Source organism: Hyphomonas sp. UBA4494, from assembly GCF_002388935.1.
Classification (GTDB): domain Bacteria; phylum Pseudomonadota; class Alphaproteobacteria; order Caulobacterales; family Hyphomonadaceae; genus Hyphomonas.
Map to the genome: position 1 here is coordinate 1 of NZ_DGNK01000011.1, position 13,125 is coordinate 13,125.

12 protein-coding genes are annotated in these 13,125 nt (G+C 57.7%); 5 read left to right on the forward strand and 7 right to left on the reverse strand.

What is annotated here, in order from left to right:
* Window positions 1–852: F0F1 ATP synthase subunit beta (gene atpD, locus B2P82_RS03900; RefSeq protein ID WP_290495268.1), on the forward strand; the 852-nt coding region annotated here is incomplete at its 5' end.
* A gap of 20 nt (window positions 853–872) precedes the next feature.
* Entirely contained in the window at window positions 873–1,280 is a 408-nt protein-coding gene (locus B2P82_RS03905; protein WP_206990671.1) for a F0F1 ATP synthase subunit epsilon, read from the forward strand.
* A gap of 79 nt (window positions 1,281–1,359) precedes the next feature.
* Here B2P82_RS03905 and B2P82_RS03910 read toward each other — a convergent pair whose 3' ends face one another.
* From B2P82_RS03910 to B2P82_RS03925, 4 genes are all read right to left on the reverse strand, one after another.
* A complete protein-coding gene (locus B2P82_RS03910) occupies window positions 1,360–2,028 on the reverse strand; it encodes a DsbA family oxidoreductase (RefSeq protein WP_290495270.1) in 669 nt (222 codons plus the stop codon).
* A gap of 43 nt (window positions 2,029–2,071) precedes the next feature.
* Complete coding sequence (locus tag B2P82_RS03915; RefSeq protein ID WP_290495272.1) at window positions 2,072–3,538, reverse strand: pyridoxal phosphate-dependent decarboxylase family protein; 1,467 nt, start codon at window positions 3,536–3,538, stop codon at window positions 2,072–2,074.
* A gap of 78 nt (window positions 3,539–3,616) precedes the next feature.
* Window positions 3,617–4,747: a 4-hydroxybenzoate octaprenyltransferase gene (ubiA, locus tag B2P82_RS03920; RefSeq protein ID WP_290495274.1), complete on the reverse strand. Its 1,131-nt coding sequence runs from the start codon at window positions 4,745–4,747 to the stop codon at window positions 3,617–3,619.
* Window positions 4,748–4,845: 98 nt separating this feature from the next.
* Window positions 4,846–6,219, reverse strand: coding sequence for an NAD-dependent succinate-semialdehyde dehydrogenase (locus B2P82_RS03925; protein WP_290495276.1), 1,374 nt, complete (start codon window positions 6,217–6,219; stop codon window positions 4,846–4,848).
* 47 nt (window positions 6,220–6,266) lie between these two features.
* Between B2P82_RS03925 and B2P82_RS03930 the strand changes: the two genes are divergently transcribed.
* Entirely contained in the window at window positions 6,267–7,037 is a 771-nt protein-coding gene (locus B2P82_RS03930) for a 16S rRNA (uracil(1498)-N(3))-methyltransferase (RefSeq protein WP_290495278.1), read from the forward strand.
* On the opposite strand, the gene B2P82_RS03935 is transcribed toward B2P82_RS03930, so the two are convergent.
* Entirely contained in the window at window positions 7,034–7,666 is a 633-nt protein-coding gene (locus B2P82_RS03935; RefSeq protein WP_290495280.1) for a DUF6891 domain-containing protein, read from the reverse strand. The two genes, B2P82_RS03930 and B2P82_RS03935, sit on opposite strands and share 4 nt — an antisense overlap.
* A gap of 108 nt (window positions 7,667–7,774) precedes the next feature.
* Between B2P82_RS03935 and B2P82_RS03940 the strand changes: the two genes are divergently transcribed.
* Together B2P82_RS03940 and B2P82_RS03945 are read left to right on the forward strand one after the other, a co-directional pair.
* On the forward strand, window positions 7,775–9,154 hold the full coding sequence (locus B2P82_RS03940; protein ID WP_290495282.1) for a glutamate--cysteine ligase: 1,380 nt from the start codon (window positions 7,775–7,777) through the stop codon (window positions 9,152–9,154).
* A gap of 110 nt (window positions 9,155–9,264) precedes the next feature.
* Window positions 9,265–11,061, forward strand: coding sequence for a peptide MFS transporter (locus B2P82_RS03945; protein WP_290495284.1), 1,797 nt, complete (start codon window positions 9,265–9,267; stop codon window positions 11,059–11,061).
* 76 nt (window positions 11,062–11,137) lie between these two features.
* Here B2P82_RS03945 and B2P82_RS03950 read toward each other — a convergent pair whose 3' ends face one another.
* Entirely contained in the window at window positions 11,138–11,578 is a 441-nt protein-coding gene (locus tag B2P82_RS03950) for a rhodanese-like domain-containing protein (RefSeq protein ID WP_290495286.1), read from the reverse strand.
* A 109-nt stretch (window positions 11,579–11,687) separates the two neighbouring features.
* Window positions 11,688–13,091, reverse strand: a complete 1,404-nt coding sequence (tldD, locus tag B2P82_RS03955) for a metalloprotease TldD (RefSeq protein WP_290495288.1) — start codon at window positions 13,089–13,091, stop codon at window positions 11,688–11,690.
* Window positions 13,092–13,125 lie beyond the last annotated feature (34 nt).

Genomic DNA, 13,125 nt, shown 5'->3' on the forward strand with positions numbered 1-13,125 from the left:
AACGACCTTTACCACGAGATGATCGAATCCAAGGTTATCAACCTGGAAGGCGAAAGCCGGATCGCACTGGTCTACGGTCAGATGAACGAGCCTCCGGGCGCGCGTGCCCGTATCGCCCTCACGGGCCTCTGCCAAGCTGAATACTTCCGCGATGAAGAAGGCAAGGACGTTCTGTTCTTCGTCGACAACATCTTCCGCTTCACCCAGGCCGGTGCTGAGGTGTCCGCACTTCTGGGCCGTATTCCGTCCGCTGTGGGCTACCAGCCCACGCTGGCAACCGACATGGGTATGCTGCAGGAACGCATTACCTCGACGAACAAGGGGTCGATCACCTCGGTCCAGGCCGTGTACGTGCCGGCCGATGACCTTACCGACCCTGCGCCTGCCACATCGTTTGCCCACCTTGATGCGACCACGGTTCTGAACCGCGCGATCTCTGAAAAGGGCATCTACCCCGCTGTGGACCCACTGGACTCAACCAGCCGTATCCTTGACCCGATGGTCGTCGGCGAAGACCACTACAACGTGGCGCGCGGCGTGCAGGAAATCCTGCAGCGCTACAAGGAACTGCAGGACATCATCGCCATCCTCGGCATGGACGAACTGTCGGAAGACGACAAACTGGCCGTGGCTCGCGCCCGTAAGGTTGAGCGCTTCCTGTCGCAGCCGTTCGATGTGGCTGAAATCTTCACCGGTTCGCCGGGCGTGCAGGTGAAACTCGAAGACACGATCACGGCATTCAAAGGCTTGATAGCGGGCGAGTATGACCACCTGCCAGAGCAGGCCTTCTACATGGTCGGCAATATCGATGAGGCGAAAGCCAAAGCTGAAAAGATGCTGGCTGACGCCTAAGCGATAACGGACAGGGACGAATGGCCAACAAACTCCACTTCTCACTCGTATCCCCCGCCAGAGAACTTTTCTCCGGCGAGGTGGATCACGTGATTGCCCCCGGCTCGGAAGGTGAGTTCGGCGTGCTCGCAAACCATGCTCCGTTCATGACCACGCTCAAGAATGGTGTTGTTCGTGTTCTGGAAGGCGACACTGTCAAGATGCGCATCTTTGTGCGTGGTGGTTTTGCCGATGTGACGGCCGAAGGCCTCACCATTCTGGCGGAAGAAGCCCGCATGCTGGACAAGCTGAAAGTCGAGGATGTCCAGAAGGAGCTCGACGAGACGCTTCTGAAAATCCAGTCGCTGGATAAGGGCGACAGCGCCAAGCTCGCATTGCAAGAGCACTACGATTATCTCGAAAGCCTCAAGGCGGCGATGGTTCACTAACCGAACCAACAGTTAGGCAAACAGGAACGCCGCCCTTTCGGGGCGGCGTTCTGCGTTTTGGGAGTGGTAGATCGTCTGATTAGCCCTGGGCTGGGCGTTCTTCCGGTAACTGCGTTGCGGCGTGTTGGAGAAACTTCGCCAACTTTTCAGCGGTCTCGGCCCCCTGAACGGCGATACGTCGATGCGCGATGTATGTCGGCACACCGCTTATGCCCATTTGCTGGAACAGGGCTTCTTCGTTGCGGACATTCTCGACGTCGGCATCGGTGGGCATCAATTCAGCGACAATGGATGGGTCGAGATTGATCTCACGCGCAATGTCGACCAGTACCTCGGTCTCTCCAATGTCACGTCCATCGGAGAAGTATGCCTTGAAAAGCGCTTCCTTGGCTTCTGAACCTTTCTGTTGGCCCTGTGCCCAGCGCACAAGGCGGTGCGCATTGAAACTGTTCGGGCGGCGCGTGATCCGGTCGAACTGGTAAGGGATGCCTTCTTCCTGTCCGTACTGGATCAGGGCGTCACGCATGGTGTTGGCGCGATCCCTTCCGGAATCAGAGCCAAACTTCTCCTTCATATGTGCCTTGTAGTCGACGCCTTCGACAGGAATTGTCGGGTCCAGTTCAAAAGGACGGAAGATCAGTTCCACGTCCAGTTCCGGGACCAGTTTGATTGCGTCGTCCATCCTGCGCTTGCCAAGCCAACACCAGGGGCAAACCAGGTCCGATACCATTTCGATCACAAGTGTCATGCGACCAATCTAGGTATGCATCTGCCCAGACGCAAATAACGTGTCAGTCAGAACTCAGAACTTCCCGCGCAATTCGCAGGATTTCGCGAGCAAGCAGGTCCAGGTCAGAGCGCCGGGTCCGGTGGTTTGTGATGTTCACGCGGATCGCCACGCGCCCATTTATCTTCGTGGTAGAAGGTGCGGCTATACCTTGCAGTTGCAGCTGGACGACAATCTCCGCGTTCAACTCGTCCAATTCTGTATCGGACAGGTCTTCGCGCAGATATCGAAAGCAACAAATCTGCATTGAGACAGGAAGCAGCAACTCCAGTTCAGGTGTGGTCCGAACCAGTTCGCCCAGATAAGCGGCTTGGTCGCAGTTCTGAGTGATCAGCCTGCCAAGCTTGGCTTCACCATGCTCGGCAATCTGCGCCCAGACTTTGAGCGCCCGAAACCCGCGCGATAATTCTGGCCCGAGTTCAACCGGCCAAGTACCACCCGCGGCCAGCCCGCGGTCTGCTGATTTGAGATAATCCGGACGGTCTGAGAAAGTTTTCAGGTGTGTCTGGCCCGAGCGGATCAGGATGCAACCTGCATCGTAATTCACGTGAAGCCATTTATGAAAATCGAAAGCAATTGAGTCCGCACGCTCCAGCCCGTTCAGACGCGGACGCAACCGGTCGCTCAACATGCCGAGTGCACCGAATGCGCCATCAACATGGAACCATAGGTCTTCTGCTTCCGACATTTCCGCCAGCGCGGCGAGGTCGTCGACGGTACCTGCATTCACCGAGCCGCACGTGCCTGCGACCAGAAAGGGTTCGAATCCTGCTGCGCGATCTGCTGTTATCGCCTCCTGCAACGCCGAGACATCGATTTGATGCGCTGGCGTAACCGGGATCTTGCGCAATGCAGCGGTGCCTAGGCCGAGCAAGTCGAATGCCCGCGCAATGCAGGCATGGGCTTCACTGGATGTGTAGCCGACCAGTCTGTGTGTCCCCATGCCTTCGGCGCGACTGTGAAAGTCGAGATGGGCATCACGTGCGGCCTTCAGTGCAATGATGGTCGCCATTGATGTGCCTGAAACGATCAGGCCGCTCGCATCCTGCGGAAAAGAGAAGAGACGCTTGCACCAGTCTATCAGTTGGCGCTCCACCTCAATCGCACCATGATTGCGACCGCCAGTATTCGCGTTGATCGCCGCTGTGATAATATCTGCAACCAGATTGGACGGTGTGCCTGCCCCATGCACCCAGCCGAAGAAGCGCGGATGCGTGTTTCCGACACCATATGGCAGCAACTCCCGCATAATAGAGTCTACACTTTCCGGCGGCAGGCCGGATTCCGAAAGACTGAAAGCGTCTTTCATATCCTCGGGAGGCGGCGTCCAGACTCTGCCTTCGCGCGTATGCTCCATCTTATCGACGGCAGTGTCGACCATGGCATGCAACCGCTTGCGAAAGGCATTCCAGTCAGATGGATCCAGGCTGTCTTCGGAAAATGGCGGCGGCGTTTGATCATAAGAGGTCATACTCTTCGATCTCGCCTTTTTGCTGCGGAGACAACGGGGTCGGACAGGGGCGAGCGCATGCGTCGCACCTTGAAGGGGTCAAGGTGCTGAGGGCGCGTCTTCCTCCGGTCCAATCACGCCTTCGCGCTTTAGGGCTCTGAGGGCTGCACTCGCAAACCAAGTCTCACCAGATTCTGAAGGAGACGGGCGTGCATGTTTCATCTCGAACCCGAAGGGCAGGCTCATCGTGGAAGGAGGACCGTCTGGAACAAGCTCATGGTCAGCAAATAGCGAACTCTGAGTCGGCTCCGGTGCCATGGCGGACAGGGCGAAGCCAAATGCAACAAGGGCGCCCGCCCAGACATTGGATTTGAATACGGCAAGCGCGGCTTGCTCACGGCTCGACTTCAGTCGCACTGACTGCCAGACGCCGTGAGCGAGGAATAGCAACGCGGTCAGCGCGCCTATTCGACCGGCCTCATTCATGGCAGCTGCGAGGGCGATAAGCGCCGCTGCGCCGAGGTGGAAGCAGAAGCTGATCAGTACAGCCCGCTTGCCGAAGAGGCGCGCGGTGGACCGGACACCAATCAGGGCGTCGTCTTCACGGTCCTGAAGCGCGTAGATGGTATCATAAGCGATCGTCCACAGTATCAGGCCAGCATACAGCACGATGACGGGAAAGCTGACATGGGATGCAACGGCCGCGCCAACTAGGACCCCCCAATTGAACGTCAGGCCCAACCAGGCTTGAGGCCACCAGGTCACGCGCTTCATATAGGGGTATGCGACGACCAGCGGTATCGATAGTAGCGCGACGAATTTTGCGTCCAATGGCAACAGGAGCCAGACGGTAAATCCGATCAGAAGTTGGGCTCCGAGAAAATAGTAGGCTTGTTTCAGCGTGACCGCGCCGGATGGAAGTGGTCGTAGTGCTGTGCGGCTCACGCTGGCGTCAAAGCCCCGATCGGTTATGTCGTTCCACGTGCAGCCTGCTCCGCGCATAGCCACCGCGCCCAGCAGGAACAGGATCGCCCAGACGAGATCAAATACATAAACGCCCGTAATCAATCGCTGGAATGCCAGACCGATCAAGCATGGCAGATAGAGCAACCAGATGCCCACCGGCCGGTCCCACCGGGCCAGCATGGCATAGGGTTGCCAGCCAAGCGGCAGGCCAGACAGCCATCCGGGCAGGGCGCTATCGGCTGGAATCGTGCGTGTGTCGTCCATCGCAGCGGCTTATACCGAAATTCTGTGTTTCAAACAGCCACAGACAAGCACGAGGCGAATAGTACCAGAAAATCCCTCTGGCGCTAACGCAGTCTGGTTCAGGCGATGAACACGGTCTTGCGATTTACGAAGGCCTTGATGCCGTCAGCGGCCAGTTCTCGCCCATAGCCGGACTGTTTGATCCCCCCGAACGGCATCCGAGGATCAGATGAGACCATCGCGTTGACGAACGTGGCACCAGCCTCCAATTCGATAACGGCCTGATCCATTTCGACTTTATCTTGCGTGAAAATGACTGATCCAAGTCCGAAAACACTTTGGTTTGCGCGGCGGATGGCCTCGTCCAGGTCATTCACTTTCCAGAGATTGGCGACTGGTCCGAACATTTCCTCGTCGGCTGACGGGCTGCCCTCCGGAGCGCCGATCACTATGCATGGATCAAACCAGTTTCCGGTATCGGGCAGGGTGTTGCCCGCGTGGAAAACGGTGGCCCCAGCCTTGACCGACTTTTCGACCTGTTCGACGAGCTCATCGCGAATGGACGCGGTAGCAAGAGGTCCAATATGGGTCCCGTCCTCGCTTGGGTCGCCGACTTTGAGGTTTTTGAAGCGAGCCTCAAAGCCGCTCTTGAACGCGTCATAAACGTCGGCGTGGACGAAAAAACGCTTTGCGGCGATGCAGGACTGACCATTGTTCTGGGTCCGGGCTTTGACGGCTGCGTCGAGTGCTTTTTCGAGGTCAGCGGAGGGCATGACGATAAATGCGTCGGATCCACCAAGTTCGAGAAGGGAGGGCTTGATGGCCTTGCCCGCAGTTGCTGCAACCGCTCCACCTGCAGGGCCGGAGCCTGTAAGTGAAACGCCTTTTACGCGATCATCCTTGATAACACTTTCGACGTGTTTTGACCCGATCAGGAGTGTCTGGAAAGCGCCTCGCGGAAAGCCTGCTTCCACGAAGACTTCTTCGATGTTGAGGGCAGAGCGGAACACGTTGGATGCATGTTTCAGCAGGCCCGTATTACCCGCCATCAGGATCGGGGCAGCGAAGCGAAACACCTGCCAGAAGGGAAAATTCCAAGGCATGACTGCGAGGATCACACCGAGTGGAAGGTGGCGGACATAGGCTTTTGTGCCGCTGCTCTCCATCGGTTCGTCGGCAAGGTAGTTCGAGGCCTGTTCGGCATAGTGCCGGCACACCCAGGCGCACTTGTTCACTTCGGCTCTGGCCTGGCCGAGAGTTTTGCCCATTTCGGCGGTCATGTCAGCGGCGTAACGATCGGCATTGGCTTCCAACACGTCCGCCGCCTTCAACATCAGCCCGGCGCGAAATTCGAAGCTGGTCTTGCGCCAGTCAGAAAAGCACTCGTCCGCTTTCACTATGGCGGCTGTTACTTGCGCTGGAGTGTGGGGTGTAAATTCCTCGATGACTGTGTCATTCGCCGGATTTACGGATTTAATAGTCTGGTCCGCCATTATCACCTCGTGCTGAGTTTCCTGCTGATAGAAGGTATGTCGTACATATGAGTTCAATACCGCGACTTTTTGTGTCGGCCCTTCTCGAGCCTTCTGTACCACTCCGGTTGGAAGAAGACGCGTCAAAATATCTGATGCGGGTCATGCGTTTATCTCCGGGTGACCGGCTTCGTACATTCAATGGCCTGAACGGAGAATGGTTGTGTGAGCTCGGGGCCCCTGAGGGCAAGACGGCCATTATCATCCCGGTCGAGCAAACGCGCGAACAGATGAGCGCAGACGCACCCCATCTCGCATTGTTGTTTGCGCCAGTGAAGAAGGCGGAAACTGACTTCATCGTTGAGAAGGCGACCGAACTTGGCGCTCGGTCCATTCAGCCTGTGATCACGCAGTTCACGCAAACACGAACTGTCCGGCTTGACCGTTTCAACAAGATTGCCCTCGAGGCTGCGGAACAGACTGAACGGCTTGATCTGCCGGAAATTTCTGACCTCGTGGTTCTGGAAGCAGCGCTTGCTCAACTGGACGACGACACGGCGCTGATCTTCTGTGATGAAGCTGGTGAGGACGAGTCCAAGCCTTGGGGCGGGGAGTCCGGACGGGCACGAGCCGCTCTTTCGGTGCTGGACTCCCTGAAAGATCGCAGTGCAGCGATCCTTATCGGCCCTGAAGGTGGATTCAGCCCGGATGAACGCCAATTCCTGCGTGCGCGCGCGTATACTTATCCTATAAGTCTTGGCCCCAGAATTTTAAGGGCGGAAACGGCGGCCGTCTCGGCGCTAACCCTTTGGCAAGCGGTGTGTGGTGACTGGACCTAGAAGGGCCACCGCTTCATGGGCTTCGGTACGGCACTTTCCCATCGACGTTGCCACTCAAGCGTAATCCCGATGCGATGTTCCAGCTTGCCGTCCCAGTGAGCGTTCAACCCGACGGCCTTCAGCGTATCGAAGATTTCCTGGCCAATCTGGAGGAACACCGCGTCCGCCGTATTATTTGAGGCTCCGTAGCTGAGATAGAGATTGCCGGATTTGACCGCGCTTTCCGTGTCCTGCTGGTGAAAGAAGACGTAGCCGCGTGCCCGACGGCCATAGGCTTCGAACTCCTCAATTTCGAGATTGATCTCCGCAGCTCCGCATGTGCCGCAGCACGTGAAATTCTGTCGGGCGACAATATCCTTGTCATCCAGCATGTCGAAGGCGAGTTCCAGACGGTCGAAGTCTGTCAGCACTGGCCACTTGGCCTGCTCTGACTGCACGGCCTCGATTTCCTGAATCAGCGCGGACCGAATCTCGGATTGCCGGTCACGCTCTGAAATAGGCGACTCGAACTCCTCGGTCAGATCCAGAAGGATTTCCTCGATTTCCTCGACGGGTTCATAGCCACCACGCACATGGATGCGTGCCCAGACTTTGAGGTCATCGCGTTCTTCTGTGGTAAATCGCGTCATCAGTCTCACCTGCGGGAATAAACGAACTTGTGAGAATAACCCGGTTGGCGCTCGAGCGAAACATCCCTATGTGCACTCACAGCAAGAGTTTGAGGGGAGGCCTCCATTGTGACCACGCCGACGTCGGATATCGACGAAAACTCCCAGCGTATCTCGGGGAAATCCGAGCTGGTCGAGTATTTCGAGGCTGGCAACAAGCCGAAAGCAGATTGGCGCATTGGGACTGAACATGAGAAGTTCGGCTTTCTGCGCGATGGTTTGCGCCCGCTGCCCTACGAAGGTGAGGCCTCCGTTCTGGCAATTCTGGAAGGCCTGCGCGACCGGTTTGATTGGCAGCCAATCGTCGAAAGCGGCAAGCTGATTGGTCTGAAGAAGGATGGCGCGAGCGTATCTTTGGAGCCGGGCGGTCAGTTCGAGTTGTCAGGTGCGCCACTCGAAACCATGCACCAGACCTGTAATGAAGTGGGCTCGCATTTGCGCGAAGTCCGAGACATTGCCGATCCGCTGGGCGTTGCCTTCATGGGCCTCGGTGCGAGCCCGGTCTGGAGTCTCGCCGAAACGCCGGTGATGCCCAAAGGCCGCTACCGCATAATGATGGACTATATGGACAAGGTCGGCCGTCTGGGACGGCAGATGATGTTTCGCACATGTACGGTTCAGGCCAATCTCGACTTTGCCTCCGAAGCGGACATGGTGAAGAAGTTCCGCGTCTCGCTGGCGCTACAGCCGCTCGGCACGGCGCTGTTTGCGAACTCGCCCTTCATGGAAGGTCGCCCGAACGGCTTCCTGTCCTACCGGTCGCAAATCTGGACTGACACGGATCCCGACCGTACGGGCATGCTGCCCTTCGTGTTCGAGGACGGGTTCGGATTCGAGCGTTATGTGGATTATGCGTTGGACGTGCCGATGTATTTCGTCCGGCGCGGCGGCAAATACCTAGACGCAAGCGGTCTCTCTTTCCGTGACTTCATGGATGGGAAACTGCCCATTCTGCCCGGCGAGAAGCCGGCGATGGACGATTTTGCGGACCATCTCTCGACGATCTTCCCTGAAGTCCGTCTCAAGCAATTTCTGGAGATGCGCGGTTCTGATGGAGGTCCATGGAGTCATCTATGTGCATTTTCCGCCTTCTGGACCGGATTGCTGTATTGCTCAGAAAGTCTGGATGCCTGCTGGGACCTGGTGAAGTCCTGGTCAGATGCGGAACGCGAATCGATGCGGCAGGGAGTACGTACGCTAGGCCTGCGTACGCCTGTGCCGGGTGGCCGCACCATGCAGGACCTCGCGCTTGGCGTGCTGGACATTTCCCGGGCCGGTCTGAAACGTCGCGCAAATCTTTCTGTGTCGGGCGATGATGAAACGGGCTATCTCAGTGAACTTGATGAGATCGCGCGGACAGGACTCACGCCCGCCGAGCGCCTTCTCGAAAAATATCATGGCGAGTGGCAGGGCGATCTGAGCCGCATTTTCGTCGATCAGGCCTATTAAGGGAATAAATTCCCTCATCGGGGCTTCTCAATTGGCACAAGCTGCCTTGAGAGCTTGGCGTTTGCGTGGTCAAACTACCGGTTCGTAAGAATTTCCGGGGAGTTGAGCGCGTGACAAACATCACTGCGAATGGTGCAGCGGGCAAACCCCGCGATACCTCATTTTTCGGCCATCCTAAGGGGTTGGCCATTTTGTTCTTTACCGAGATGTGGGAGCGTTTTTCCTATTACGGGATGCGCGGCCTGCTGGTCTTGTACCTGACCCAGCATTTCCTCTTCTCGGATGAGAAGTCGTCGATCATGTATGGGGCCTATACGGCGCTCGTTTATGTCATGACGATTATCGGCGGGACACTGGCCGACCGATACCTCGGCCAGCGCAAGGCGGTGACCTTTGGAGCGATCCTGCTCTGCCTCGGTCATTTCGGCATGGCGTTCGAGGGCAGTGGCTCAAAGGAATATGTGGTCACGGGTGGCTCCGAGATCGAGATCCAGCATGAGGGCCGCGGTGACCAACGCCAGCTGTTTGTCGACATGGATGGAGAAACCCGCCGGATCGTTTTCGAGCAGGGCAGTGGGGATCTGCAGATCCTGGAAAGCGCTGATGATGCCAAAGAGCCGACTGCGGCCGTCTATCAGCAGATCGCAAAAGACGCCTACACGACACGGATCGAGCAGCAGGAACTCTATACAAACATCCTGTTTCTCTCGCTGGCTTTCATCATTGCAGGCGTTGGCTATTTGAAGGCCAACATCTCCACGATTGTGGGCGCGATCTATGAGTTTGACGATCCGCGGCGGGATTCCGGATTCAGCCTCTTCTATATGGGCATCAATCTCGGCTCGCTGCTCTCATCTCTGAGCTGCGGCATCATTGGCATCCTCTGGGGCTGGAAATACGGCTTCGGACTTGCTGGTATCGGTATGCTGGCGGGTCTGCTCGTTTTTCTTTGGGGCCAGAAATACCTGGATGGAAAAGCTGAGCCGCCGAACCCGGAAGCGTTGAAGAAATCCTTCCTCGGCCCGATCAATGTCGAGATGGCCTGCTATCTTGCCGGCGCCCTCGTGATCGGTGTGGCCATGCTGCTCGTCATGAATGCTGAAGTGATTCCCGACTGGTTTGTCGGCTCACTTGGTATTGCCATCTTCGTTGGTCTCGTGGGGTATTCCTTCGTGCAGCTTCAGGGGACCGAGCGGAAACGCATGTTTGCGGCGATCTACTTCGTGCTGGCGCAGATTCCATTCTGGGCCCTGTTCGAGCAGGCTGGCTCATCGCTGACCCTGTTTACGGACCGTCTGGTCGACAAGGAAATGTTTGGGATCAACGTGCCGACGCCGGTCTTCCAGTTCCTGAACGCGGGCTACATCGTCATCTTCGCCCCGATCTTTGCCTGGATGTGGATTGCCCTGTCCAAGCGGAAACTGGAGCCGTCGACGCCGGTGAAATTTGCGATCGGCGTGTTCCTTGCTGGCCTTGGCTTCCTCTCTCTCGTGGGCGGCATCGGCATGTCCGGCGCGGGGATGACCGCCGTCGGCTTCATCTTCCTGATCTATTGGGTTCACACGATGGGTGAGCTGATGGTGTCACCGGTTGGCCTGTCCGCTGTAACCAAGCTGGCCCCGGCGCGCGTGGTCGGCATGACGATGGGGGCATGGTTCCTGTATTCCGGACTGTCGAACTATCTCGCGGGCGTGATTGCCCGCACGACTGGCGCCGAAACCATCGGGGGCCAGATCACGGATGTTGCGGCGGCGAAGGCCACCTATGTCAGCGTCTATGCGAATGTCGGCTATGTCGCGATGGGGATTGGCGTCTTCATGCTGATCATCTCGCCGATCATCAAAAGCTGGATGAAGGGTAGCGAACTGCCAGCGGAATCTTCCATGGTTTCGGACGAGATGTTCTAAACATTCCTCCGCAAGCAAACAAAAAGGGCGGCTTCCATCGGGAGCCGCCCTTTTCTTTAGTGATCCTGTTTTAGTGTCAGCGATCCGGCGGCAGGAACTGGTCTGTCGGCAGACCGCGCTTGATCCAGCCGTCACCAATCCCTTCCAACCCGGCCATGCCTTCGACAATCTCGTAGATATCTGCAAAGCCGGCCGCTTCGAGTTGCGCCGCCGCCAGGGTGGAGCGGTTGCCCGCCCGGCAGATGACGGCGACAGGGTAGTCGAGATCTCCCAGAACCGCGCCGCGCGCCTGAGCCAGGAAATCCACGTCTTTCACATTGGCGCCCACGCTGTCGCGCGGCATGCCGGTCATCGCCCATTCGGACGGAGTGCGCACGTCCAGCAGAATAAGTTCTCCGCGCTGGACGAGGGTGTGGGCAGCATCTGCGGATAGGGTTTGCACATCGGCGGAGGCGGGCAGGGCAAGCGCGAAAACTGCTGACGCTGCGGACAGAATAAATGTAACCGGACGGGCCATAGGAAACTCAATTCTAACTTCACCGCATTGAGCCAAGACTCAATTATGGCGGCAAAGTGTCAAAGGGCGCGGTTCATCGCAAGTCCGATTACCCAAGATGACGGCAAATTTAGCCAGCGCCGCCTACAGTCAGGGCACCTACTTTGAGCGTTGGCTGGCCCACACCCACAGGTACGGACTGCCCGGCCTTGCCGCAGACCCCCACGCCATCATCCATGGCGAAGTCGTTGCCGATCATGGTGACATCCTGAAGTACAGTCGGGCCGTGGCCGATCAGGGTCGCATTCTTGACCGGTGCAACGATTTTGCCGTTTTCGACGAGATAGGCCTCGGTGCACTGGAACACGAAATTTCCGGACGTGATATCAACCTGGCCGCCGCCGAAATCCACGGCCCACAAGCCGCGTTTGATGGAGCCGACGATTTCGTCCGGGTCCTTGTCGCCGCCCAGCATCACGGTGTTGGTCATGCGCGGCATGGTGGCGGATTCATAGCTTTCGCGGCGGCCATTGCCGGTCGGGGCCTGACCCATAAGGCGCGCATTCATCCGGTCCTGCATGTAGCCTTTCAAAATGCCGTCTTCGATCAGAACGGTCTTCTGCGTCGGCGTACCCTCATCATCAAAGGAGAGTGAGCCCCGGCGGCGTTCGATGCTGCCATCATCAATAATGGTGACACCCTTGGCAGCGACCTGCTCACCAATGCGACCGGAGTAAACGCTTGTGCCTTTGCGATTGAAGTCACCCTCAAGGCCATGACCTACTGCTTCATGCAACAGAACGGCCGGCCAGCCTGGCCCAAGCACGACTTCCATCTGTCCGGCAGGCGTGGGGATGGATTGGAGATTCACAGACGCCTTCTTCACGGCGCGCTGGACCATTGCCTTCCAGCGATCCGGTTGGATCCAATCTTCATAAGCAGCACGGCCACCGGCACCGGCGCCAGCCGATTCGCGGCGTCCGTTTTCTTCCAGTGTCACCGAGACGTTCAAACGAACGAGCGGCCGGACTTCCGAGAAGACTGCACCATCCGGGCGAACAATGTCGATTTCCTTGTGACTGCCCGCGAGCGAGACCGAGACCTGAACCACGCGCGGGTCATAGGCGCGTGCCCAAGCATCGATTTCAGCCAGCAGGCCGGTTTTCAAGGAGAAGTCTGGCGCAGAGGTTGGATCAATCGGGTTGTAGAGCCGACGATTTGTTGGAGTCGGTCCAGTCGCGAGATGGCCTGAATAGCCGCGCTTGGCTTGCGAGGCTGTTTCGCCCGCGCGGCGAATCGCATCCAGCGACAATTCGGAAGCATAGCCGGAGCCGGTCGTCTCACCTGCGACGACTCGAAGACCGAAGCCCTGATCGGTATCAAACGCGGCGGACTTCAGCCGCCCATCATCAAATACGAAGCTTTCTGATCGGGAGCGCTCAACAAAAAGGTCACCATCGTCGGCGCCTTTTGCGGCGTCGGACAGGATTTCAGAAGCCTTGGTCAGGTCGAAGGGCAGGGATGTCTGAGTCATCTTGAATAGATGCGTGACACCCCGGCGCGTCGCA

Coding starts and splice junctions, on each gene's coding strand:
- B2P82_RS03905 (WP_206990671.1), top strand. CDS start 873: ATGGCCAACAAACTCCACTTCTCACTCGTATCCCCCGCCAGAGAACTT.
- B2P82_RS03910 (WP_290495270.1), bottom strand. CDS start 2,028: ATGACACTTGTGATCGAAATGGTATCGGACCTGGTTTGCCCCTGGTGT.
- B2P82_RS03915 (WP_290495272.1), bottom strand. CDS start 3,538: ATGACCTCTTATGATCAAACGCCGCCGCCATTTTCCGAAGACAGCCTG.
- ubiA (WP_290495274.1), bottom strand. CDS start 4,747: ATGGACGACACACGCACGATTCCAGCCGATAGCGCCCTGCCCGGATGG.
- B2P82_RS03925 (WP_290495276.1), bottom strand. CDS start 6,219: ATGGCGGACCAGACTATTAAATCCGTAAATCCGGCGAATGACACAGTC.
- B2P82_RS03930 (WP_290495278.1), top strand. CDS start 6,267: ATGAGTTCAATACCGCGACTTTTTGTGTCGGCCCTTCTCGAGCCTTCT.
- B2P82_RS03935 (WP_290495280.1), bottom strand. CDS start 7,666: ATGACGCGATTTACCACAGAAGAACGCGATGACCTCAAAGTCTGGGCA.
- B2P82_RS03950 (WP_290495286.1), bottom strand. CDS start 11,578: ATGGCCCGTCCGGTTACATTTATTCTGTCCGCAGCGTCAGCAGTTTTC.
- tldD (WP_290495288.1), bottom strand. CDS start 13,091: ATGACTCAGACATCCCTGCCCTTCGACCTGACCAAGGCTTCTGAAATC.